This window comes from Pseudomonas sp. HLMP (assembly GCF_046365545.1).
GTDB classification, from domain to species: domain Bacteria; phylum Pseudomonadota; class Gammaproteobacteria; order Pseudomonadales; family Pseudomonadaceae; genus Aquipseudomonas; species Aquipseudomonas guariconensis_B.
In genome coordinates, this window is sequence record NZ_JBDLLR010000001.1 from 3822393 (window position 1) to 3844702 (window position 22310).

General features: G+C 61.8%; 31 protein-coding genes. 9 read left to right on the plus strand and 22 right to left on the minus strand.

Going from position 1 to position 22310, the window contains the following annotated elements:
• Positions 1 to 29 precede the first annotated feature (29 nt).
• The 22 genes from ABFA30_RS17605 to ABFA30_RS17710 all read right to left on the minus strand — a co-directional run bounded on the left by ABFA30_RS17605 (position 30) and on the right by ABFA30_RS17710 (position 16684).
• A complete protein-coding gene (locus ABFA30_RS17605) occupies positions 30 to 326 on the minus strand; it encodes a phage tail assembly protein (RefSeq protein WP_253090931.1) in 297 nt (98 codons plus the stop codon).
• Positions 323 to 670: a phage tail tube protein gene (locus ABFA30_RS17610; RefSeq protein ID WP_410045732.1), complete on the minus strand. Its 348-nt coding sequence runs from the start codon at positions 668 to 670 to the stop codon at positions 323 to 325. The genes ABFA30_RS17605 and ABFA30_RS17610 overlap by 4 nt, the downstream gene beginning before the upstream one ends.
• Positions 671 to 723: 53 nt before the next feature.
• Positions 724 to 2208, minus strand: coding sequence for a phage tail sheath subtilisin-like domain-containing protein (locus tag ABFA30_RS17615; protein ID WP_410045733.1), 1485 nt, complete (start codon positions 2206 to 2208; stop codon positions 724 to 726).
• Positions 2208 to 2417, minus strand: coding sequence for a DUF2635 domain-containing protein (locus tag ABFA30_RS17620; protein ID WP_410045734.1), 210 nt, complete (start codon positions 2415 to 2417; stop codon positions 2208 to 2210). The genes ABFA30_RS17615 and ABFA30_RS17620 overlap by 1 nt, the downstream gene beginning before the upstream one ends.
• Positions 2418 to 2424: 7 nt before the next feature.
• Positions 2425 to 3015 carry a hypothetical protein gene (locus ABFA30_RS17625; protein ID WP_410045735.1) on the minus strand — a complete coding sequence of 197 codons (591 nt, stop codon included), beginning with the start codon at positions 3013 to 3015 and terminating at the stop codon, positions 2425 to 2427.
• 3 nt (positions 3016 to 3018) lie between these two features.
• On the minus strand, positions 3019 to 3525 hold the full coding sequence (locus ABFA30_RS17630; RefSeq protein WP_410045736.1) for a hypothetical protein: 507 nt from the start codon (positions 3523 to 3525) through the stop codon (positions 3019 to 3021).
• A complete protein-coding gene (locus tag ABFA30_RS17635; RefSeq protein WP_410045737.1) occupies positions 3515 to 3895 on the minus strand; it encodes a head-tail adaptor protein in 381 nt (126 codons plus the stop codon). The genes ABFA30_RS17630 and ABFA30_RS17635 overlap by 11 nt, the downstream gene beginning before the upstream one ends.
• A 2-nt stretch (positions 3896 to 3897) precedes the next feature.
• Positions 3898 to 4449: a hypothetical protein gene (locus ABFA30_RS17640; protein ID WP_410045738.1), complete on the minus strand. Its 552-nt coding sequence runs from the start codon at positions 4447 to 4449 to the stop codon at positions 3898 to 3900.
• Complete coding sequence (locus ABFA30_RS17645) at positions 4449 to 4718, minus strand: hypothetical protein (protein ID WP_410045739.1); 270 nt, start codon at positions 4716 to 4718, stop codon at positions 4449 to 4451. The genes ABFA30_RS17640 and ABFA30_RS17645 overlap by 1 nt, the downstream gene beginning before the upstream one ends.
• Before the next feature lie 45 nt (positions 4719 to 4763).
• Entirely contained in the window at positions 4764 to 6086 is a 1323-nt protein-coding gene (locus ABFA30_RS17650; RefSeq protein WP_410045740.1) for a phage major capsid protein, read from the minus strand.
• Between the two features lie 63 nt (positions 6087 to 6149).
• The gene (locus ABFA30_RS17655; protein ID WP_410045741.1) at positions 6150 to 7097 is read right to left on the minus strand and encodes a S49 family peptidase; all 948 of its coding nucleotides are present in this window, start codon (positions 7095 to 7097) and stop codon (positions 6150 to 6152) included.
• A complete protein-coding gene (locus ABFA30_RS17660; RefSeq protein ID WP_410045742.1) occupies positions 7094 to 8362 on the minus strand; it encodes a phage portal protein in 1269 nt (422 codons plus the stop codon). The genes ABFA30_RS17655 and ABFA30_RS17660 overlap by 4 nt, the downstream gene beginning before the upstream one ends.
• A 2-nt stretch (positions 8363 to 8364) precedes the next feature.
• On the minus strand, positions 8365 to 8568 hold the full coding sequence (locus ABFA30_RS17665; RefSeq protein ID WP_410045743.1) for a hypothetical protein: 204 nt from the start codon (positions 8566 to 8568) through the stop codon (positions 8365 to 8367).
• Positions 8565 to 10397, minus strand: a complete 1833-nt coding sequence (locus ABFA30_RS17670) for a terminase large subunit (RefSeq protein WP_410045744.1) — start codon at positions 10395 to 10397, stop codon at positions 8565 to 8567. The genes ABFA30_RS17665 and ABFA30_RS17670 overlap by 4 nt, the downstream gene beginning before the upstream one ends.
• Positions 10360 to 10896, minus strand: coding sequence for a phage terminase small subunit P27 family (locus tag ABFA30_RS17675; RefSeq protein ID WP_410045745.1), 537 nt, complete (start codon positions 10894 to 10896; stop codon positions 10360 to 10362). The genes ABFA30_RS17670 and ABFA30_RS17675 overlap by 38 nt, the downstream gene beginning before the upstream one ends.
• Before the next feature lie 142 nt (positions 10897 to 11038).
• Entirely contained in the window at positions 11039 to 11404 is a 366-nt protein-coding gene (locus ABFA30_RS17680) for an HNH endonuclease signature motif containing protein (protein WP_410045746.1), read from the minus strand.
• A complete protein-coding gene (locus ABFA30_RS17685) occupies positions 11394 to 11735 on the minus strand; it encodes a phage holin family protein (protein WP_410045747.1) in 342 nt (113 codons plus the stop codon). Before ABFA30_RS17685 ends, ABFA30_RS17680 begins: the two co-directional genes overlap by 11 nt.
• A gap of 202 nt (positions 11736 to 11937) precedes the next feature.
• Positions 11938 to 12489, minus strand: coding sequence for a hypothetical protein (locus ABFA30_RS17690; protein ID WP_410045748.1), 552 nt, complete (start codon positions 12487 to 12489; stop codon positions 11938 to 11940).
• Between the two features lie 325 nt (positions 12490 to 12814).
• A complete protein-coding gene (locus ABFA30_RS17695) occupies positions 12815 to 15580 on the minus strand; it encodes a bifunctional DNA primase/polymerase (RefSeq protein ID WP_410045749.1) in 2766 nt (921 codons plus the stop codon).
• Positions 15577 to 15780, minus strand: coding sequence for a TraR/DksA C4-type zinc finger protein (locus tag ABFA30_RS17700; protein WP_410045750.1), 204 nt, complete (start codon positions 15778 to 15780; stop codon positions 15577 to 15579). Before ABFA30_RS17700 ends, ABFA30_RS17695 begins: the two co-directional genes overlap by 4 nt.
• Positions 15773 to 16261, minus strand: a complete 489-nt coding sequence (locus tag ABFA30_RS17705) for a phage regulatory CII family protein (protein WP_410045751.1) — start codon at positions 16259 to 16261, stop codon at positions 15773 to 15775. Before ABFA30_RS17705 ends, ABFA30_RS17700 begins: the two co-directional genes overlap by 8 nt.
• 216 nt (positions 16262 to 16477) lie before the next feature.
• Positions 16478 to 16684 (minus strand): helix-turn-helix domain-containing protein, encoded by a 207-nt coding sequence (locus ABFA30_RS17710; protein WP_410045752.1) that lies wholly within the window; start codon positions 16682 to 16684, stop codon positions 16478 to 16480.
• Positions 16685 to 16802: 118 nt separating this feature from the next.
• Between ABFA30_RS17710 and ABFA30_RS17715 the strand changes: the two genes are divergently transcribed.
• The 9 genes from ABFA30_RS17715 (at position 16803) to ABFA30_RS17755 (ending at position 22307) form a co-directional block, all read left to right on the plus strand.
• Positions 16803 to 17642, plus strand: coding sequence for a S24 family peptidase (locus ABFA30_RS17715; protein WP_410045753.1), 840 nt, complete (start codon positions 16803 to 16805; stop codon positions 17640 to 17642).
• A gap of 275 nt (positions 17643 to 17917) precedes the next feature.
• Positions 17918 to 18427 (plus strand): hypothetical protein, encoded by a 510-nt coding sequence (locus ABFA30_RS17720; RefSeq protein ID WP_410045754.1) that lies wholly within the window; start codon positions 17918 to 17920, stop codon positions 18425 to 18427.
• A complete protein-coding gene (locus tag ABFA30_RS17725; RefSeq protein WP_410045755.1) occupies positions 18424 to 18663 on the plus strand; it encodes a pyocin activator PrtN family protein in 240 nt (79 codons plus the stop codon). The genes ABFA30_RS17720 and ABFA30_RS17725 overlap by 4 nt, the downstream gene beginning before the upstream one ends.
• Before the next feature lie 99 nt (positions 18664 to 18762).
• Complete coding sequence (locus ABFA30_RS17730) at positions 18763 to 19263, plus strand: hypothetical protein (RefSeq protein WP_410045756.1); 501 nt, start codon at positions 18763 to 18765, stop codon at positions 19261 to 19263.
• A complete protein-coding gene (locus ABFA30_RS17735; protein ID WP_410045757.1) occupies positions 19260 to 20042 on the plus strand; it encodes a DUF2786 domain-containing protein in 783 nt (260 codons plus the stop codon). Before ABFA30_RS17730 ends, ABFA30_RS17735 begins: the two co-directional genes overlap by 4 nt.
• Positions 20039 to 20377 carry a Lar family restriction alleviation protein gene (locus tag ABFA30_RS17740; RefSeq protein ID WP_410045758.1) on the plus strand — a complete coding sequence of 113 codons (339 nt, stop codon included), beginning with the start codon at positions 20039 to 20041 and terminating at the stop codon, positions 20375 to 20377. The genes ABFA30_RS17735 and ABFA30_RS17740 overlap by 4 nt, the downstream gene beginning before the upstream one ends.
• 192 nt (positions 20378 to 20569) lie before the next feature.
• Positions 20570 to 20755, plus strand: coding sequence for a hypothetical protein (locus tag ABFA30_RS17745; protein WP_410045759.1), 186 nt, complete (start codon positions 20570 to 20572; stop codon positions 20753 to 20755).
• Positions 20752 to 22125, plus strand: a complete 1374-nt coding sequence (locus ABFA30_RS17750; RefSeq protein ID WP_410045760.1) for a hypothetical protein — start codon at positions 20752 to 20754, stop codon at positions 22123 to 22125. The genes ABFA30_RS17745 and ABFA30_RS17750 overlap by 4 nt, the downstream gene beginning before the upstream one ends.
• Positions 22116 to 22307 carry a DUF4224 domain-containing protein gene (locus ABFA30_RS17755; protein ID WP_410045761.1) on the plus strand — a complete coding sequence of 64 codons (192 nt, stop codon included), beginning with the start codon at positions 22116 to 22118 and terminating at the stop codon, positions 22305 to 22307. Before ABFA30_RS17750 ends, ABFA30_RS17755 begins: the two co-directional genes overlap by 10 nt.
• Positions 22308 to 22310: the final 3 nt, after the last annotated feature.

A 22310-nucleotide genomic window follows, 5' to 3' on the forward strand; every position in this document is an offset into this window, starting at 1 on the left:
GAACCACGCCAGGTCGTATGCGGCTGCAATCAAGCCGTCAACGTCGCTGACGCCGGCGTCAAGAAAAAACCGGCGACAATCCAGGCCAGGTTGTTCAGGTCCGACAGGTCCAACTGATTAACCGAGGAGGACGGGATCGCTGCGCACACGGCGATGTACTTGGCCGCCACATCCATGTCGAGCGTCACCGCTTCGTCCTTGTCCATCTTGTAAGGCAGCGCCTTGATGTTGCGCACCTCCTGAACTGTCGGGCGTCGCACCTCCAGTTCAGCGACCTCTTCGCCGTGCGCCTGGATCGGTACCGACAGCTTGACGACTTCTTTCATTGCCATCCCCCCTTGGTGCCTTCCCACTTGAGATCGATGGTGCCGTCGTCGCCCTTGGCGGCGGGCTCATCCACGACGTAACCACCGGACAGCACGTAGGTGCGACCATTGGCAAAGTCGACAGTCACGGTCGCATCAGTCGCGGCCATGATTTGTGCGATCGGCAAGTCGGGATCATCGACTACGGTCACTGCGACATAAGGCACCAGGTCTTCTTCCTTAAAATAGCCTGGCGCAACCGATTCGCGTTTTTTGTCACTGAGCGGCGCCTCGGCCCCGCCAGTCACGGTGAACTGGGTACCGTCTGCCTTGATATAGACAGTACCCGCAACTTTCTTGCCCATGGGCGTCTCCTACAAAAAAGCCCGCACTGGGCGGGCTCTGGTGGATCGATTGGTTACACCGGGTACTGCAGACGGAACTGGTACTGCAGCGCGAACACACGCAGCTGGTTCACCAGGTCCGGCGGGTACAACACGTCCAGTCGGTTCGGATTAGTGCTCGAGCGCTCCACCACCAGGTACTGGGCGAAGGCATCGGCGTTCTCGACAATGCCCAGCAGCTCCAGCGCCTGATAGCCGGCAATCAGTTCGGCGCGGATGACCTTCGGCGTGACGATGGCCTGGCCGGCGCCGAATCGGGTACCGTCGTTGGCCAGCTTATGACGGCCGTATTTGCTGGTGACCCGCGCCTTAAGGCTGTTGATGACATACGCCGACTGGTGCAGCGTTTCGCTGTCCAGGAAGGAGTTGTCGGGCTGCCCCAAGGCGTTTTCTCGATAGGTCGTGATGCCCCGCTCGATGCGCTGAACGCCACCGGTGGAGTAGGCCGTGGCGATACCATGGCTCAACAACGACTGCCGCTCGGGCTGAATGAAGCGCTCGCCAGCCGGCGCCGGCGTGATACCAGTCAGCTCGCCGGTTTGCGTAGGCAGCGCCGGGTCCGCCGAAATGAATACAGCGGTGCGCGCCGCATAAGCAGCAGCTTGACGCCACACCGGATCCGGGCAGGCCCTCTCGAAGCCATACACCGTGACGTGCGGATCGTTGCGCGAATCGCCCAACGCCACCAGCTCACCCAGGGTGCCGCGCTTGGCCGAGTACACATGACCGTACAACTGCCGCGCCCAGCTCCAGCGACCGCTGCTGTCATCCATGAAGGCTTGCCAGGCATCCAGCGATGCGGCATCGGCCCAAGGCGCACAGATGAACTCGAACGGCTCATCGCCCAGCGCCGCCAGGGCTTGCGCCACGTCTGGCGTACCCACCCCACCGGCCATCGGCGTGACAGTCACCGTCAGCCCGGCCGGGGTGAATTCGCCACCATTGCGCCCCTGGCGGTTCAGCTCCAGCTGGATGTCGTTGCCGCTCAGGCCCGACCAGCGACAGGTCAGCGTGACCTCTCCAGCCTCTGTGATCGCCGCCACAGACAAGCCGGCGGCATTGACGGCCGCCGCCAGGGCGGTCGCCGCTTCGGCTGCCGTGGCGCCGCTGACCACCGTGGCGCGCACGCGTTGGCCGGCCACGTACAGGTTGAGCTGCCCGCCTGCCGTCGCCGCGCCGGCGATGGTCAGCTTGCCGCTGGCCTGGGTCCCGGTAGCCTTGATCGGCAGACACCAGACCTCGCCCATCGGATCGCTGCGCCGCCAAGTGTCGTACATCTCGGCGAGCATCGAGCCCACGCCGCCGATGCTCTTAGCCAAGCTCAGGCTCGACACCAGGGTCAGCTTGCCGATTTCATCGGCCTCGGCATCATCGTTGACCTGGCCAACGATCAGGCGCTGCAAGCTGCCGGCGGCGCTGTTGGCCTGGCTGTTGTCGACCTCGGCATAGAACAGCGGGACCCTGATGTCGCTGGGGATGCTATTGAAACTGACGGCCATTACTCAGCGCTCCCAGTGTCAGTGGTTTTCGTTTTCGCCTTGACCTTGCTTGGCTCGGCGGGTTTCCGGTCGGTCACGTCGCCGTCACGCAGGCGGCGCAACCAGTACGCGTCTCGGGGCACGGCACGCCCGTCGGGGCCCAGCGTGCCGCCTAGCTCCGGGTCGGGCACGGTGCGGCCCTCGACCGGGTAAACGGTGATTCGAGTCATGGGGGGGTCACTCTTGCGAAAGTTCGGTGGAAAAATGCACTTCTACCCGGCCATCCGGGCCAGGCGCTGTGTGGTTGGGGTCTTTCGGGTCCAGGCTGTCAAAGTTGAAGTCGATGCCCCGTAGCGGCGGCAGGCCGTCCAACTTGTACTCTTGCCAGGTTTCGGCGGGGTCACCCGCCCTGCTGCGGCCGATCTGGCTTTCCGCTTCGAAGCCATAGCGGTACACCACTTTCGCCCGGTCGATCACCATCAAGCTGCCGCCGACATAGGTGATCGGTTCGTGATCATCCGACTCCAGGCCGACCAGGGCCCGGAACAGCTCAGCACGCAGGTCATGCAGCACGTCCACCGCCTGCTGCCCACGTTCATCGCGGGTCTGCAGGACCAACACCACGTCGAACTGGTCGACAAGCGTCTGCCGCGCTTTGTTCTGAGCGAGGTTTTCACCCGCTTCGTCACCAGTGCAGATCACATAGCACGCCGGCGTGACCATCTTGGCCGATGCCATCACGGCATCCATGTCGATGCCGCCGGCAACCCGACCGCCCAGCGAAGGGCAGTGGCGTTTCAAGTGTTCAATCAAGGGGGACAATCGCATAGCTCAACCTCCCAGCGCCCGAGCGAAGGCCGCCTTCAGGATCCGCTGCACATCCGCTCGGCTGTCCTCGAGCGCATCGGCCATGTAGTTGGCTCGCGGCGTGATCCGCCACCCGCCAGAGGCACGCAGGGCAATCAGCTTTGCCCGGGCGCCGCGCCGGCGACGCTTCCCCGGACCAAGGCCGCGGACCCGGGCACCTCGCTTCACCCCGTAGTTCAGATAGGCGGGGTAGTACTCCTTCATTCCACTGGTCTTCTGCGGCGCGATACGCACCAAGAATCCCGACCGGGATAGCTTGACCCGAATGGAATGCACCAGTTCTCCCGTACGGTTTACCGGGTAGTCGCTCGCTCCCCGGGACAGCGCAATCGCTAACTGCGCACGGGCTGCCACCAGGCGGCCCGACTTGCGCATACCCGCACGCACCTTGCGCTTGTCGAAGAAGTCCTTGGGCAGGTCATCGAAGCCATCAATATGCAGGTACGGCTGCACGCTCAAGCTAGTAGCCATAGATCCCTCCACCCTGCTCAGCGGCCAGGCCCAGCTCCTCGACCTCCAGCACCAGAAATCGGCGGTTACTCAGATCACTGGACCGGCGCACGCGATAGACAATCTCGTTGCCCCGGTACTTCGCGACCACTTCGTGGGACTCGGTGATGCCCGGACGGAAACGCAGCGTTACACGGTGCGTGACCACTGCACCGGACTGCACAGAGCCGCTGTAAACAGCACTGCCGACAGGCTGGATCTTGGCCCAGCAGTCGAATTCACCTTCGTATTCGGAATCGAGACCAACACCGTCGCCCTGGGGAAGGTCGCGCCGAAGCCGCAGTCGAACGCGGCGGTTTAGCTCCCCCGAGGCAGGCTCTTTAAGGATCATGGCTAGAACCTCGGCGGAACGGTGATGTCCGCCAGCAGATGATCGAGGTAGGTGCCAGGAAGCGGTGACAAGGACTGCCCCACCACCATGACACCCCGATGGGTGAAAGCCGTTTCAGCGGCCATCAGCAACCAGCTGAGTACACCCGGGTGCGCCTCCAGGTCCGTACCGGCGCGGTAACGGATCCGCAAACGCCCCTCGGGACGGCCTGCCGGGAACTCCAGGTAACTCTCCTTGCCCCCCAGGTGAAGCACCACTTGCCCTTCGTAGGGCGTCACCTGCCCGGCGTCTCCCAGCACCACCACGGACTCGACGGCAACCACCTGGCCAACGTCCAGCGAATGGCCCGACGGATACGCCGCCGGCCAGTCCTCCTCGTAGATCGCTTCACGAATCGCCGCCCCCGTCCTCGATTCGCCCTGGGCGGTCACCCCAGGGATGATGATCTGGTCGATCAGCTCAGGCTGCAGGTCTTCTGGTTCAGCCCGGCATTGAAAGGCCACCTGCTCCAACGTCAGCACGGGCGCCCCCGTGTAGGCTATGCGGCGAGCCATCAGGGTTTTTCTTCGTCGTCATTTGGATCGGTGTTGTTCGGACCCGAATCCGGTGGCGGCTCCGTCGATGGGCCGGACTGGGCGGGCCCTTTCGCCGCCGGGGCCGCCTTGCCCTTACCACCACCGGACTTGCCAGCTTTCTTGCCTTCGTACAGCTCAGCGCGACCACCATCGATCAACGACTGCGCCACGCCTTCCTCGAAACCCGCCACTTCGCCCTTGCCATAGCCACGCCAAGAGCCAGTGAACACAACAATTACCTTTGCCATAACGTCCATCCAGTTGAGCGGCCCCGGACCATCCGGGGCCGGGGATTACATGCCTGCGCCCCACTTCACGGCGACCGCTACCACGATGCTTTCGACGTGACGCGGGCCGAAGTCATGCTTCGCGATCACGCGCAGCAGGGTCTGGTCACGCTGGAAGGCACTGATCACCTCGCCCTGAGCATCCTTGTAGGAAGCCTCGTTGCTGAAGCTCAGGGTGAGGTCCATGTCTTCACCGATCATGCAGTCGGCGAAGTTGACGAAGTAGATCTCGGTTTCGTCGCCATCGACGCCGAGGTTCACCGGGATCTGGTTACTGAGGCCCACCGGGTAGCCCTTGAGCATGCCCTGATCGATTTCGGGGTACGCCTTATTGCCATTACCGTCACGCAGCGCCTGCAACCAACGCAACACACGTGGCGCCATCAGCCAGCCGCACGACTTCATCATCACGTTCGCCGTTTCCAGGCGCAGCATCATGCTGCCCAGGAACAGGTCGATCTTTTCCAGCGTCAGGCCATCGACCACAGGCGCCGTCAGGACGTTGAAAGGCAGCGCCCAGTGCCGCATACCTTTGGGCATTGAGCCAGAGCCATCAGCCCGGATGAAATGCAGATCTTCCGACAGGCCCATGCTCACAGTCAGGTCATTGAGCACCAGGCTATCGACGCGTGGGTTCACCCCGCTCATGGCCAACAGGTCGTTGGAAATCGGCACGATGGCGGCAGCCTTTTTCGCCGACAGCTTGGTGTCAGCGAAGGTCATGCCTGTGATCGAGATATCGGTATCGCTACCGATGTACGTCACCACGGTGTTGCCAGTGATACGCGGCTGGGTCAGGTTGCCGTTGTTCAGCGGCAGGCTGGTGACGCCCATCTTGCGGACGATGGACACTGGGCGAAGCGACTCGATGACTTCGGTCGCGAAGTTTTGCGGCACCAGCACACCGCCAGCACCCGGGGTTACGACGCTCAACGCCATGTGGACATCAGCGGGGAAACCGCCGTCCTTCGCCATCTGAGCGGCCGTCTGCTGGTTCCCCTGGGCAGACGCCAGCAACCGCGCCATCTGCGCCATGCCGGTACCAGGCTTGGCTTGTTCGCTGAACGGGCCGGAAATGCGGCCTTGTGGCGGGCTGATCGCACCCTGAGCCGACTCGTTGACCGGTACCGCGCTGGCAGCAGCCAACTGCTCGGCCGATTCTGCGCGCTTGATCTTGGCCGTCAGGTCGTTGATCTGCGTTTCCAGGCTGGTGAACTGCTGCAGTTGCTCAACACTCAAGCTACCGCCTTCAGCCTCGATCTTGGCCAGGGCCTGCACCTGGGCGACCAGGCCGGCGCGCTCGTTACGCATTTGAAGTACAAGGGACATGCTGCCTCCTGGGCATAAAAAAACCCGCACTGGGCGGGTCGAGATTCAGTTGATGCGGCTGGGTCAGGCGAACGCCTGCATCGCTAACGCTGCTGCCCGCACGCTGATGCGGCTCGACTGGCGTGTTGCGCGGTTCTGCGCAACAGCCCGCGACAACTCGTCAACGGTGTGCTGGGGGCTCTGCAGGCGGTCAGCCAGCCCCGCATTGATTGCCGTCTGACCGCGATACAACGCGGCCTCGGTGGCGATCACTTTGGCGACCGGCAGTCCGCGATACTCGGCAACAGCATTGACGAACATCTGGTAGCTCTCCTGCACCAGTTCATTGAGGAAGGCCAGCGACTGCTCGGTGATGGGCTCATGCGGCGAGAGGTCGTTCTTGTGCGCCCCGGCATACACCGTGGTCACCTTCACGCCCATCCCCTCCTCCATCTTCGAGCGGTCCATGTGGCTGGCAATCACGCCGATGGAGCCAACACCGCTAGTGCGACTCACCACCAGTTCGCTACACGCCGAACCGATCAGATAGCCACCGCTGTACGCCATGAAGTTGACCAGGCCGGTGATGGGCTTCTGCGCGGTCATCGCCCGGATGTCCTCGGCCAGCTCGAAAGCCCCCACGGCAGAACCGCCTGGGCTGTCGATATCCAGCACGATGTGCTCGACCAGCGGATCAGCCACAGCGCGCTGCAGCTGGGAGCGCAGCCCTTCGTAACTGGTCATGGTCTCGCAGGCGTTGAGGTGACTCCCGCGACTGACCAACAAGCCGCTGACCGGGACAACCTCGATCCCGGTCTGGGCAATCGCGTTGCGACGCTGCTCGTCCGCGAACGCCACGCGGTCGACGGGATCGTCATCCTTCCAGAGCTGGGCCGAGCTGCCGCCAAGGTTGATGATGTTGAGGCTCATGGTCTGGTTGGCCCAGCGCACGCCCAGGTCGAGCATGTCCGGTGTCACCAGGAGGGGTTGATTGAACAGCAGGCTGGATGCCCGCAGATGACGCTTACTCATTGGGCAAGGATCCTCCCGATCTCGGCGTGCTGCAGCTCCAACTGGGCGCGCACGGTGGGGTTGTTCAGGTCGGGCTGTTTGCCCGCGTCGACCATGTTGAGCGGCTGTAGGTAGATATCCCCCCCCTGCACGGGCGGCATGTTCTCCAGGCGCCGGATGTCGTTCACGCTCAGCCAGCCCCACTGGCGACCGATGGCGTAGGCCTCATAGCGACTCTTCTGGTCGCCACGCAGCAGGCCGGACAGGTTGAACTCGATGAAGTAATCCCGCCGATCCTTCGCCAGCAGGAAGTCGCGCATCATCGCCTGCTCATGGCGCTTCACCCAGGGCAGCAAGGCGAACACCACAAACTGGATCATCAACTGCTCAAGGGTGTTGTAGTTCGACTTCTCCAGGTCGTTCACCATGGGCAGCGGGATCTTGTAGATCCGCGCAATGTCCAGGCCGGTCAGCTTCATGATGCCGACGATCTCGGCATCGACGTTGGTCATCGACACTGGTTTGAAGGTCATGCCCTCCTGCAGCAGGGCGACTTTCTTGGCATTGTCCATTCCGCCGAACTTCTGCCCCCATTGGTCGACGATCTTGTCGATGGCCCCCTGGTCCTTGATCGCCGGAGCCTCACGGGGGCGCTCGATCACACCGGACACGGCCACGCCGTTGGCAAAACTTTTGCCCGTGTACTGGCGTACCGCCTGAGTCAGCCCAATCGCGTCAGCGTGCAACTCAATGGGCGACAGCCCAACGTAGGGATTGGTACCGAACCAGCGAACGTGGTGCACCATCCGCATCGGCACTGCCTCGGCGGTGCCGATTCTGTAGTACGGCAGCAGGTCAGCCCCCTTGAGTACCTGCACCTGGTCGTTTTTGAGAGACCAGAGGGCCGTAACATTGCCGTCTTCCCGACGCTCGATGAGGCTGAAGGAATTACCCCGCAGGCCCGCCGCGCCCTGGTGCCGTTCCATGTATTCGCAGGGCGTCTGGAACGGATTGGGCTGATAGCGCAGCACGTCGTACAACGGGTGATTGATCGCCGACTCCCGCTGCCCTTTCTCCTTGCGCTGATACAGCTCCAGCGGCAGTTGCGCTACCGTCTCTGCCAGCAAGGTCACGCAGTTCTGCAGGATGGGCAAGGCAAGCGCGGTTTCTGGCGTTACCGCTACGCCCGCAGAACTTCGACCGCGCCCCAGATGACCACGCCAGAAACCGCCGTCCGGGTTGGTCAATGTGCCCGCGCCCGAGGCGCGTAAGCTGGAAAAGAACATGGTCAGCCCCCTTCCCTAGCCACTTGGCGCTTCGCCAGACTCGTTGCTGCCAGACTCGCCGCCGCCTGATCGGCCAGCTTGGCCCAGACCAACAGCCCCACCCCCGCGACGATGAATGCGGCAGGTCGATGCACCATCCAGACACCCGCGACCAGCAGCGCGAAGCCCAGCAGGCCCGCCACCCAGGACGCAATTACCAACTTCATATACCTACCCCTTCGTCGTAAACCGACGTGCCTGATGCCTCGGAAATGTCACTGCTGATGCCCACCGCCATCACGGCGGCGACGATGCCGTCGATACGGCCCGTGGCCTTGGATTTGTCGACCTTCCGGTTGTTGGCGGGGTCGAACACGATCACCGCGTTGCCCGCGTTCCAGGTCATCACGGGGTTGTCATCGTGCAGCAGGGTCTCGACCACCTCGGTGGCCGTGTCGACTTCAGCCACGACCTCATAGTCGGCCGGGTCCAGCTCAATGACGTCGGCCGGCTCGACCTTGCGGCCCAGCAGGCGCCGCTCGAACTCATCCACAGCCGGCCCCATGTCCTTGAAGCCCTGGCCGAAGGGTTTGAGCTCGGGCAACGTGATGCCGTTGTCGTTCATCAACTGCAACAGATCCTCGATCCGCCAGCGGTCGTAGGCTATCCGTCGCACGTCGAAGTAATCACAGATGGTCTGCAGGCGCCGGAGCACATGCAGCTTGCTGATCGCCCGTCCTGGTGTGGTCTCCAGATGGCGCTCCTTGACCCATTGCGGGTACGGCACGCGGTCGCGCTTTTCCCGGCCCGACAGGTCATCGTCAGGGATCCAGAAGTACGACAGCGAGCGCCAGTGCGGGTCGGATGGTATCGGACTGAACATCAGCACGAACGCGGTCAGGTCCGTGGTACTGGAAAGGTCGAGTCCACCAACGCATGGTCGGTTGCGCAGAACGCGCATCGGTACCCGTTCGGCAGCACCGCGCCAGATCTCCCAGGACAACCAAGGCGATGTCGCCTGGGTCCACTCGCAGAAGTTCAGGCGCCTGACCACAGCCTCTTTCGCCGGCAGCCCTCTGGCCTCGGCCACCTGCTCCCGCAGGTATTTGCGGCCCGGGATGCCATCGGTCTGGCCCTCCAGGATGAAGTCCAGCGAGGGGTTCACCTTCGGCCAGCACGACTCATCCTTGAACGGGTCATCACCCTTGTCCAGCGAGCAGATGAAGGCGAAGAACGCATCGTTCTCCTCCTTGCCCTCGCAGATCCGCACGCCCAGGTCGTGATACTGACCACACACCGAGCCCTTGTCGGAGCCGCTGTTGGTGATCATCACGATCAATGCACGGCGCCGGAACTTGGTACCAGCCCGCATCATGTTCACCGCGCTTGCCGTCTTGTGCTCGTGCAGCTCATCGATCAGCGCCACATGGGGCCGAGGGCCGGACTGGCCATCGTCGGAGCTGATCGGACGGAAGAAGCTGTTGGTCTTGGGATAGAACAGGTTCCAGACCTTCTCATCGCGTCCCGACTGCACCAGGCGCGCAGCGAGATGTGGCGCCATGTTCACCATCGCGACCGCGTCACGGAACAAGATCTGTGCTTGGTCCTTCTTCGTGGCGGCGGCGTACACCTCCGCACGCTGCTCGTCATCGGCGACAAGGCCATACAGGCCGATCCCGGCGACCAAGGGCGACTTACCCGAGCCCTTGGCGGTTTCGATATACGCCTGGCGAAACCGGCGATACCCATCATCGGTGTACCAGCCAAACAGGCTGCCGACGATGAACGCCTGCCACGGCGCAAGGCGGAACGGCAACCCCTCGAAGTCGCCGCCGTTCAAACGCAGCACATCCTCGAAAAAACCAATGGCACGCTGGGCCGCGTCGGCGTTCCAGATCAGCCCACGCTCATGCCCCTTTTCCAGATCCAGCAGATGGCGCCGCGCAGCGTTGCGAACAGCTGGCCCGGCGATGATTGAGCCGGCCAGCACCCTGTCAGCGAAGCCCTTTACCCGGCAGTCAGCTGAAATACTTTGCGGCAGCGTCTTGTCCTGCATTGGGGAACAATTCTCCTTGCCCAGCCGGGGCGGCGGCTCTCATGTTCCGGCGCGCCAGGGGAGACAACCCGAACTGTGCACCGGCAGCGTTGGCACGCTTCTCGGCGTCGTTGGCCAGCTGCCGCAGCACGTGGGTCTGCTGGGCGCCGGTCTTGAAGGTCTGAACCTCGCCGCCCAGGCCGTCCTGCGACCCAGCATTGCGCTCAGCGATCAACCGCTGGAAGCGCAGCCAGTCGCCGTAGGCCTGGCAGTATGTGGCGAGCGCCATCTGGTCGAGCCGCGAAACCCACCCCAGCGCCAACAGCGCCTCGGTGATCCGGGTCCACTCGGCGGCTGCGTCGCCGGTGAGGAAATCCGGCATGGGCGGTACACCCACCGGTACCGCAGGATCTTTGATTTCGTTCATCAGCTGCGCGGGCGAGAGCTTGCTGCGATTGCCGTTGAGCAGGTGCACCGATGCGGGCAGAGATGGTCGCCCGGAGTTACCGTTTCCAGCCATGGAAACCTCCTATTCGCATACCCCCCCCTCCCCATTTTTCCCGGTTTTGCACAGAGAGGGGGGCATGCGGTCAACGAGTGAGTCGGGAAAAAGTTTTTAACCCCCCCTACCCCAGCAGGACAGGGCGGGCGCGGCACCTGGGTCAGCGCCTGTTCCAGTGATGATTCGGATCGAGCGGCAGGCCGGAGGCATCGCAGCCCGCAATCCGCCCGCTGCGCTCCAGGCGCTGCTTCACCGAGTCGTGGCACAACTTGCACAGCGGCTGCCAGTTGTCCTGGTCCCAGAACAACTTCCAGGCAACACGCAGTTTCTCGGGATCGCCGCTTTCCTTCGCCTCTTGCAGGCGGGGCGCGATCTTGTGGTCCACGACCGTCGATGCAACGGGACGGCGGTTGGTCGAGCACATGACACAGAACGGGTTGTTCGCCAGGAAGACTTCGCGAGCCAGACGCCAGCGGTGACCATAGCCACGGGAAGCGCTGTTGCCCCGCCTGCCGTTAACCTTCATGGCTAGCAGGCGGCACGTCGCAAACACCCAGGCGCTTCGCGGCCCAGCGCTCATACAACCCGATGGCCACGTCGGCGCCGGCCATCGCGGTCAGGCAACCGAATGCCGCCGAGGCCCAGATCGAAGCGCCGGCGGAGTACAGCAGCATGATGGTTGCCATCCCGCAAACCACGCAGGCCCCCGAACGCAGGGCGATGCGCCGAACCAGCGCCCAGCCTCGAACACCCGCCTTGTCCGCCCGCCACATCTCACCCGACACCCCGCCGACCAGGGAAAGTACGATCACCATCCAGATCGGCATCTCAACTAACGCTTGCTGCTCACTATTCATGAAGGCCTCTTGGCAAAGCACGGCACCAGAAACAGAAAACCCCGCCAGATGGCAGGGTTCTCGGTGCGCCGACAGGTCGGAGCGATTGCACAGCACAGTGCTTGTGGGGGAAGCGCCTAAGCGCACTTTTCATATCGTGGCGACTTTTTACCTGTCACCGGAAAAACCGAAAAGGGGCAATTTTCGGTTCGTCGCTTCGGCGCTACTTCGGCGCATCCTCGGCGCACGCTCGGCGCATATTGACCCGACGAACGGTATGCAGCCGCACCCGCCCCGCACGCGCAGCAAGGACGGACAGCACCTGTAAGTGCAGCGCCTTGACCCAGTTGCGATAGGTACGGTCAGCGGATTCCGCCAACCCCACCTCACGCATTTGCTCCCGCACGGTTGTGCGGTGGATGTAGCGCAGCGTGGCCAGCTGGGCCAAGGTCGCCCCCCGTTCATCCCGGCGCGCCAGCGCGGCCACAGCCGCATCAACTTCGGCCGCAGCGTGATCTAGGCCAGCCCCGCTCACCAAGATCCGCGCCCCCGAAGCACCACCCCTCGGTGCGGCGCCCTTCCATTCCATGATGGTCCCCATCTGACTGCCGATGCTGGATGTCAGCCCGAGTTGTGACCGCTGTTCTCCCCAATGCTGCATCAGCTCGCCAACCATCCGCAGACGCTCCGACGGATCCAGCAGGTCGGCCATCTCAATGCGGTGTAGTGCGAGCTGAGCCGAACGGCGGCAGCGACTTTCCTGGTCTTGATTCATATCCACGCCCTCGAAATTGACACCCAACACACATTCAGCCAACCCAACACAAACCCAACACAGTTAAATCCCAATAAAATCAGTTGATTATGAGGTTGTGTGTTAGGTGTGTTGGGTTTGTAAGGTTTTATGAGCCTCGCATGGGTTTCTTTTCTGAGGCTGGAAGACGCTAACAAAACGACGCGCACGCGCGTGCGCGTACACAAACCCAACACACCCGACACGGACAGGCGCCAGCCCAAGAAATTAGGGCCCCATACCTGTGTTGACCCCGAGCAAGTGACCCGACACAAACCCAACACACCCAACACGCAAGTAGATGTATTCATGCCGCGAGCACCTTGATGTGGTCCCAAGAGTCGACATTCCAGCCGGCAAGCTTCGCCCGTGCACGCCACTCGACGACGTTCGCGCCCAGCTCGGCCGCTTTCAAGGATGGGGGCAGGGAAGGATCACCATCGCTGGGGAAGAAGAACGCCGCGAATCGCCGCGTATTGCCATCCGTCCAAGGGATCGCCCGCGTCTTCTCCACCGTCGCGCTGATCATCAACGAGAACTTCGTCTGGCTCATCGAGTGCTCCTTGTTGCGCGAACACCACTCAAGGAACAGGGCATAAAGGTCCGTGCTCAGGCAGCAGCCCCATAGGCCGTGCCCGAGTTCACCAGTTCGCCAGAGATACAGGAAGGTCTGCCATGCCGTTCGGCTCAGTGCGACAAGCCGCTGGCGAGCCTCGGTCTTTGGCGGTCGCGTGCGTTGGTTGAACTCGCCCAGGTCGACGTCCAGCAACCAGCCATACAAGGCCGCAACGCCACCGTTCGCCAGTTCACGACTGATCGCCTTCTGCCGCTCGACCGGCAGCGTCTCCATCGGCCACATCACCAGCATCCGGCGATCATCATCGCTGATCGGCCACGGCATGATCTCGTTGCTCAGGAACACCGCGTTCATATGGTTGGCTTCTTCCCAACCGTTGATGAACTTGGACTCCATGCGCACCGTCTTGCCGGTGATCATGTGCTTGATCTTGCCCACCTGGTTGTAGCGCTGGTCCCGGCTGACAACCTCCTCGAACACAGCCCACAGCTTGCGGCTCTGCCAAGCATTGAAGCTGCCTTCCAGCTGCGTCTGGCCGACCGTCGCGGCGTACTGCCCATACAGCTGGCCGAACACATCGGCAAACAGCAGGCTCTTACCCGAGCCCTCCATGATCGAGTGCATCAAGACGGCGGTATCCATCTTGGCACCCATATGCTGAAGCGGGTACGCCAGCCACTTGGTCAGCCAGTCCAAGGCTTCCTCATCGTGGTTGCACAGGAAAGAGATCAACCAACGCAGGTTCTCGCATGCGCTGTCATCCCGCACCGGCTCCAGGGGCAACCCTTCGAACGTGTTGATGTAGATTGCGGGATCCTTGGTCATGGTCGGGTCGAACACAATGTGGTCGACATCCACCACACGCCGATCCTGGCTGTTCAGCCACCATTTGTACTCCTCTCCCAGGGCCATCTTCACAGCCCCTTCGGGGATTCGTCGTTTCTTCTCACGGTCCCAAACATCCTTGGTGCCGTCGATGTACACGTAGCGCTCAATGGGATCGAGCTTCAGCGCCCCACCCTTTTTACTCGCCAGGCGACGCGCCTCATCCAGCTCCTGAGCCTGCTCTGGAGCAATGAGCTTTTTATCTGTCCGGTCCATCCACTCCTTGGCCAAGGGCTTACCTACCAGCGCCTCGAAGCCTGACTTCTTCATCGGCTTCGCCCTGTCCATGTCCCAAACGTGCGTGGTGCCTTCAATCAGCGCGAAGCGTCGCATGGCGCCTTCAATGTCCAACGCGCTATCCCCCTCCCCCCCGGCGGCCGAGGAGCAGGCCGAACTGGGGGCGCTGTTGGCAGATGGGGTGCGGGGAAGCTCATCTTGTTGCTCAGCAGGCTCTACCGCCGGTTCGCCGGCTTGCTCATCTACCGATGGGGTATGGGGAAGCTCACCGATAGGGGGCGGCGATGGCGGGCGCGAGGCAGCATCCAACCCGAGCATCTGCGCCGCAGCCCGGGTGGCTGCACGCTGGTCACCGTTGTGCACCAGGATGCAGAAGACGTCGAACGCATCATTCTTGTGGCCGTTAGCCAGCGGGTCGGAGCTGTGATGCGAGAACAGCTTGCCGTCGGTGATAGTCACCCCAGGCATACCGCTGCTGCTCTGCGGGCACAGCCATTTATCCCCTTTTCGCTCGTAGCCATGCGCCTCGATCAGCGTCGCGATGTCATGGCACCGGTTGAACTCGGGAATCACATCGGGCAGCGGTGCGCCGGAACGCACCGTCGCTGCTCGCGGCCGAGGAGCAGCGGGACGCGGCGCAGGCGCAGCCTTCGGCAACCAAGGGCAGATCGCCTCGGCTTTCGGCTTGAACTGATCCCATTCTTGCCAGATGGCAAGCAGTTCGGGCGGCAGCTCAGGCAGACCGTCCGCGGATGGAGGCGTTCGCCAGGTGTATGGCTTTCCGGTACCGGGATGGATCGAGGGCGGCAGCACGTCCTGCACCAGGCCAGCGCGCAGTTCGAACACCGTAATTTTCTTGAATGGCTCAGCAGCCATGCGCAGGGCAGCCTCCCGGCTGGCATCGCCAGCGGCCTTGGCGGCCTTCACCTGGGTCATGAGGGCCTTGAGGATGGAGCCGTCCGGGTCGGCCTGGTTGGGCCACACCAGTGAATGTCGGCTCAAGTCAACGCCATCCGGCGCCCGGAACATAATGCGAAAACGCGCCGGGTTGCCTACCGTCGTCGGGTAGGCATCCGCGAGCGCGTCCACATTCATACCCAGCAGGTCTGCCAGGACTTGCCGGGTCCACTGCACGTCATCGACGTCGAGCGAGCAGACCCGACCGGGCCCCAGCACCACACCAAGGTTGTGGGTCGGATGGGACTGCCAGAACGCTTCGGCAACATCAGCATCGGTGAAGTAGCCACCCGGCTGGTTCCAAGCGTGCCCCTTCGGCCCCTTCTCGCCTGGCTCGATCGGAACCAGGGCGAGGCCGAAGGTTTCGATGTAGCGCCGCGCCCATGCGGCGGTAGTCGGTCCTTGACGCTCACTCATCGGCACCGCTCCCGCAGCTCTTGGCAGCTGACGCAGGTTTCACAACCTGCGACAGCTTGCTGCCGCAGGAGCGGGATCGGCTCGTCGCAGTCCTCGCAGAACTGCGCGCTGGGCCCTGCCTGCTTGCCGGCCTGGTGACGGAGGGCAGCCTGCAGAAAGTACTCGGCCTGGTCGTTGGCCATATCGACTGCGTCAGCCATTGGCGCGGTCCTCCATGGCCTGACGGGCACCGGCCATGATGGCCAGCACCTGCCGAATGACGTCCATACCGCGCTTCTCGAGATCCAGCACTTCGTGCAGCTCCCACACGTTGTCGGCAGCACCGTCGTGCATGCTGCTGACGAACTCGCCGGCCTCATCCAGCAGCTTGCCGACTGCCCTCAAGGCCTCGTTGGTAGCAGGCACCGGCTGGGGACGGTACCAAACCACCCCAGCGGCACGCCCCAGGGCGTCGAGTACCCGAGAGTCCTTAGTCCACTGAAGCACTTCCTCCAGCTCGTCCGGCGACAGCCAACGGCGCTCTTCGTCGTGCTTGAGCTTCTTCTGCAGAGCATCGATGTCGATGCCCATGTCGTAGGCGAGCTTGGTGATGCCGCCCGGATAGTCACGACCGGCGCGATAGAGCGACTGTCGCAGGGAGAGGACCAGGCCGGTGCCTGACAGAGTGTCGATGCGACTCATAACCGTTAAACCTCGGTTAACGGTGTAGCCATAGGCGCGGGCAAGCCCTATCCTACGACCACGACCGATATGTTGTGCTTTGCGTGCTGTGGGGCACGACATGCGGTTGTAGTCATCCGGCCATTCTTTTGGTGAGAGGCCGCCGGACGACGGGAGTGATGGTGTTCTGCACTGTCATAGCTGAGCTGGGAGGTGAGAGGCCCGGCTCAGCGTTCTTTACTCCTCCTTTGGCTTTCGCTTCCTACCAACTGGGCGGATCTCAATAAATTCGTACCCTCCACAGCCATCCTCGCGAACACGAATATCACGACCAGAATTGAGCATCTGTGATACAGCGCTTTGCGAAACCCCCAGCAGATCAGCCAATTGCGGCTGGGTTTTCCCCTGCGCGAATTCGCGCAAGGGCCTTCCTAATTCATTCATGATGCACACCTATGTGCTTGTGGGCCCCGGGAATATTAGTGTTACTTTTGATCCGTGACAAGCAGAAAAATGCGCATCACGATTTATAAAAAATCAGGTTTGCTTATAGATTGTTCTGATGAACAGAACTCACCCTCACCCCCAAGGCAACACTGCTGATGACGCCCCCAAGGACGTAGATCAAGCCGTTCGCGACGAAGAAGCCAGGAAGCTGAAGCAGATCTACAGGGAAAGGAAACGAGACAACCCGTCCTTAACCCAGGAGCACATCGCTGATCTGTGCGAGTGGTCCGGCCAGAGCGTCGTCAGCCAGTATCTCAACGGAAGGATCCCCCTAAACCTTCCAGCATTGCTGAAGTTCTCCAAAGTGCTCGGCTTTAATATTTCCGACGTCAGCCCCAGGCTTGCCGCGCCGCTCCCCCCTGCCTGGACGTCTGACGCACAGCATCCCAAGAACGAAGAAACACCCCCCAGACGCCACGCGCCAGATCTACAACCCATAGAGGTTTGGGATGACGAAACCCCCTTAGGGGAGGATGAAGTAGAGCTGCCCTTCTTCAAGGAGGTCGAAATTTCTGCTGGCAAAGGATCCCAAGTGACGCTCGAAATTCATGGCCGAAAGCTCCGGTTCGGCAAGCGCACCCTCAACAGGAAGAACATAGATCCTCAAGCTGCTGGGTGTGTCCCTGTAACAGGCAACAGCATGGAACCGGTCCTTCCTGATGGAAGCACCGTTGGGGTCGACACAGCCGCAGTCGCAGTCCAAGACGGAAAAATGTACGCCATCGACCATGACGGGCAGCTTCGAGTAAAACTGCTCTATCGCATACCTGGCGGGGGTCTCAGGCTTCGAAGCTACAATGACGCAGAGCACCCAGATGAGCGATACGCAAAGGATTACGTTGACCAGCACATTCGAATTATCGGAAAGGTATTCTGGTATTCGGTCCTGCTCTGAACACCCAAGGCCGCTTATGCGGCCTTCTTTTTGGACAAAAATATGCGTAACAGTGTTGACCTTATAAATCAGTAGAACTAATCTCCGCCTCGTACCGCCTCTCACTGAGTACGAGCTATGCAACCCACACAGTACAAGTCCGACTGCAAGATCTTCTTGCATCCAACCACCTGTAGCCGCCCAGCCATCATCGATGCCTTCCAGCGTCGCACCGGCCTGCACGTCATCACCACCCACAACGGCCCAGCTCGCGCTGTCCCTGCTGGAGGTGCTGCATGAGCGAATACACCCTCTCCCTCAAGCGCGTGATGCTGCTACAGCAGGTCCTGGAACAGGGCGGCTCGACCATCTGCCCCCTGCGCCGTCCAGAAACCACCGTCGACGCCCACATCGAGATCGAGAACGACACTCGCACCCACCAGGTGAAAGTGAAGTTCGGTCCCGTTGCAGGCTCGATCACACTGCATCGCGGGGACTCATCCAAGTACATGGCCCTTCGCGACTTCCTGCAGGATCTGGCGAATGGCCGGACTGAATCGGGACAACAGTCCGCACAGGCCATCGCCATGAGGGAAGCGCTCGAACGTGTGAATGAAGTGCTCGAGCCCGACCAGGTGGCCTACATCAGCCCCACCACGGACCCGGAGCAGCCCTTCCGCGTGATCGTGCTGGATGCGCTCGGCGACATCTGCGCCCGCACCAAGGGGCACTGTAAGGATCACCTTGCCGAGGTCGTGCGCCACCAGCTCCGGCCCGTTCTGGAGGGAGCGGGAGGGCACCCATGACCGACACGCTGGCCCAGCTACGCAAGCAGTTCGCTACGCCATGCCCAACGATCACGGCAGTTCGGGAGCAGTACTTTTCGCACATCAAGACTGATCGCCGCTTTCGCGAGCTGATCAATGCAGGCCGCATCGATCTTCCACTGAAGAAGGTGCACGACTCTGCTCGAGCGAAGCACGTGATCTACCTGTACGACCTGGCCGACTACCTCGACGCCCAGGCGCAGCAACCGGTTTAGCAACAAGGCGGCCCCGGCCCGCAGGGGCAACAAGTCCCGGTACCAGCCTCTCACCGTCTTTTTCAGTCCTGGTACCGGGCACCTTTGGAGCAACAGCACATGCAACCACAACACTACATCCTGGCCATGGGCGTCCTCTGGCTGTTCACTCTCGCCACCCTGCCCTACCTGTTCGCCCTCACTCGCCGCCGAGCATACGACGACGGCTACAACGCCGGTTTTGCAGAACATCAACGTATGTTCAACAGCTATTCCGCCGCCCTGAACAACGACATCACGCACCTGGCTACTGCACGCGAGGAAGATCAACGCAAACACCAACAGGCGCTAGCGGCACTCAAAGCCACCATCGCCGAGCTAGAAGCGCGAATCATGTCCTACACCGGCATGCCGGTGACCAGGGCCGACTATGACCTGCTGAGCAGTGCCGCCGAAACGTTGCGACTGGCCGAAAAGACGTGGAAAGCCGCCCGCGGCACTGAACCGTGGCGCAACCGCGCCACCCGGCAAATGCAGGACATTCAGGCGCTCGCCATGCGCGTCCACTCCCAACTGCGCAGCACCCCGGCCAGCGCCTCTACTGCAGGGGAAGCAGCATGATCCATCACAATGACAACCCTGACCGCGAGCGGATCATCCGCAAGATCCAGCGGTGCCTCGATCTCAGCAAAAGCCCGAACGAGCATGAAGCCGCCGCCGCTCTGCGGCAGGCCAAGAAGCTCATGCAAATGCATCGCCTGACAGAGATGGACGTGCAACTCAGCTCCGTGGGCAAAGCCTTTAGCGGGAAAGCTAAGGCGCGACTCGCCCGCTGGGAACGACACCTGGGCACCACAGTAGCAAGGGCGTTCAATTGTGAATGCATCCTCTGGTACGACGACGCCCCACGCCACAGCCAGAAACTCAGGGTTCTGTTCATCGGGATGTCGCCCGCGCAAGAAATTGCGAAGTACGCCTATGACACCCTGCGAACAAAGGCTGCGACCGCTCGACGCCAGTACATCAAGAACCTGAAGACCTCCCAGCAGAGCAAGGGCGCAACCCATGAGACTCGGGGCAACCACTTCGCCGAGGCGTGGGTTGGGCAGGTCTACCAAAAGCTCGTCGCCATCGCTCCTGCCTCTGACGACCTTCCGCTGCCAGAGCGCAACGCCTTAGCGCTCACTGAGGAGAAAGAGAAGAACCTGATTGCCGCCTTCATCAAACAACTAACAGAAGGTTACGAGCTTTCCAAAGGGCGCAACAGCAGTTCCGGGCCAGTAAATCCGGCAGACATTATGGCCGGTAGACGCGCCGGGAGCACCGTCGAGCTGCACCACGGGGTAACTACAGGTGGCACTACCGCGCAGATGACGTATCAGAGAGGAGCGGCAGCATGAACGACACCACTCCCCTGCTGCCCTGCCCCTTCTGCGGCGGCGAAGCCCATCGCTTTACCATCGAAGACGACCAAGACCCCAATCATGGTGGAGACGTGATCGTCTGCAGGAAGTGCGAGGCATGTTCGCGAGTCGAGTTCGGCGAAAAGGAAGGCCTCGAAGAGGCTTGGAATCAACGCGCAATCAGCGATCACGCTTGGCTCGGCCAGGCCGGGCTGTACCGCACTCGATTGGAAGCCGTGCAGAACGGCGAGCAGCACTTGGAACCAGTGTCCCCCGAGCAGCTGTTCCAACTCGCCCGCAACCACGTTCGAGAGGCCGGCATCCATGCCTAACCCAGCACGCACCTGGCAACTGCTCAGCCTTGCTCTCGCCGTGGCACTGATTACCGCCCTGGTCGAGCTGCATCGCAGCAACAACGCCCGACGTCCTACGACAGGCACGTTACCGACCGTAAACAGCGCCACGAACCTTGGGCACCTGGCCATGAGCCCGAACGCTCGCCGAGTCCATGAGAGGTATTCGCTGTGACCAACACACTTACCTACGAACCGAACCCACGCGGTGCCAAGGGCGTGCAGACCTTCATGCGCCCCGCCATGGGGGTGTACTGCGACGTCTGCAACATCCCACGCACCCGTGGCAACCATGAGCGCTGCAGCAAGATCCGCCAGGCGGCGGGCTTCGTTACTCAACAGGAGCGCAAGGCATGACTATCAACCTAGCCAAACTGAAGGCACTTGCTGAAGCCGCCAAGCGCGACCCATATGATCACGTAGCCGCGAATGACTATGGCATGTCTATGCCGCCCGCGATGGCCTTGGAGCTGATCGCCGAGATTGAGCGCCACCGCCTGGTAGACGCCGAGGGCTGTAAGCCCGACCTCATCACTTCTCCACCCCAGATAGTCAGCTGCATGGAAGTTGCCCTCGCCGACTTCCTGCGCGGCAAGATGCAACGCCTGCGCAACAGCTACACCCTCGCCTTCGAGGCGGGCTGGAAGGCACGGGAAGCTGCCAACCCAGTCGAACAGCATCAGGGCAAGCCGGTGGCGTGGCAGGTGATGGCTGATGCCTGTGCAAAACAGGCTATCCAGCAAGGCATCAAGAACTACGCTGGCGCCACGTATACGGTGACGCGCCCCTCGGGCGAGCAGTTCGAGGTCGTTGTTACCGTTCAGAGAGCCGCCGCGAAGTCGGTACAGGAGATAAACGAAGACCTGCGCGCCCTGCTGGCCGAGCGGGATGCGCTGCTGGAGTCTGCCGCAGAAGGCGCTTCGATCCTGCGATCGCTGATCGAGAACATCAAGGTAAAGGACAACTACAGCCCGGAGAGCACGGTGAGCTTCCTGGAACAGGCGCTGCACTGCGTCTCGCCGGCATTGTCGCCATCCGCCAGCACAGAGCCAGTCGACTATCTATGCACTGAAAGTGCCCATAAATTCGTGCCTTTCCAGCGCGAAGACCGCTACATCGTCATCAAACGTAGCGACCTGACCAAGCTGTCTCCCATTGATCGTGACTTGGTACTGTCCAGCCTCGAACACGTCGACTCCATCATGGCGACGTGGGATTGTCCGGCGCGCCAGTTCCTAGTCATCGAAAGTGACTGGCCTGAGTATGAGCCGGCTTGGGAAGCTATCCAGGCACGGGTCACCGGCAAGCCAGCCGAGCAGCACCACGAGCCCATCATGCTGACTGCCGTGGCAGAGCTTGTAGACGATGGTGATGGCGGCCTTGAGGCCCTCTGGCTCCTTGAGGGCGGCACCGCCGAGCTGTTCGCCGGCATGACGCTGCTGGTCGCAGATAACGCCCCTGACCTATGCAGCGAGAATGGAAGCGCCGAGGTCTACACCCACGCCGATCCTGGCGAGGTTGAGCGCTTAAAGAGCACCACTGAGCACTTCACCGGTGTCAGCATCAAGGCTGCCGAAGAGGTGTCGAGGCTGCGCCGCAAGCTGGCCGAGCTGATCGACGCCGCTCTATCCGCCAGCGCAGACCTGACGGCGCGAGATGAGCGCATGGACCGAGCACAGAAACGATCCGCCGTTACAACTGACCTGGAGGGAACACCATGTTCATGACTCCTGATGAGGTGGCCGACATGACCGGCTACCTCCGCCCAAAGGACCAGGTCCGTTGGCTGGAGAAATGGAAGTTTGGTTATGTGATCGGTGCCGACGGCAAGCCGAAGGTACTGAGGCAAGTCGTGCTCGCCCGCCTAGGCGGACACGCAGAGAAGAAAGGGCCGGAACTCCGGTTTTGACAG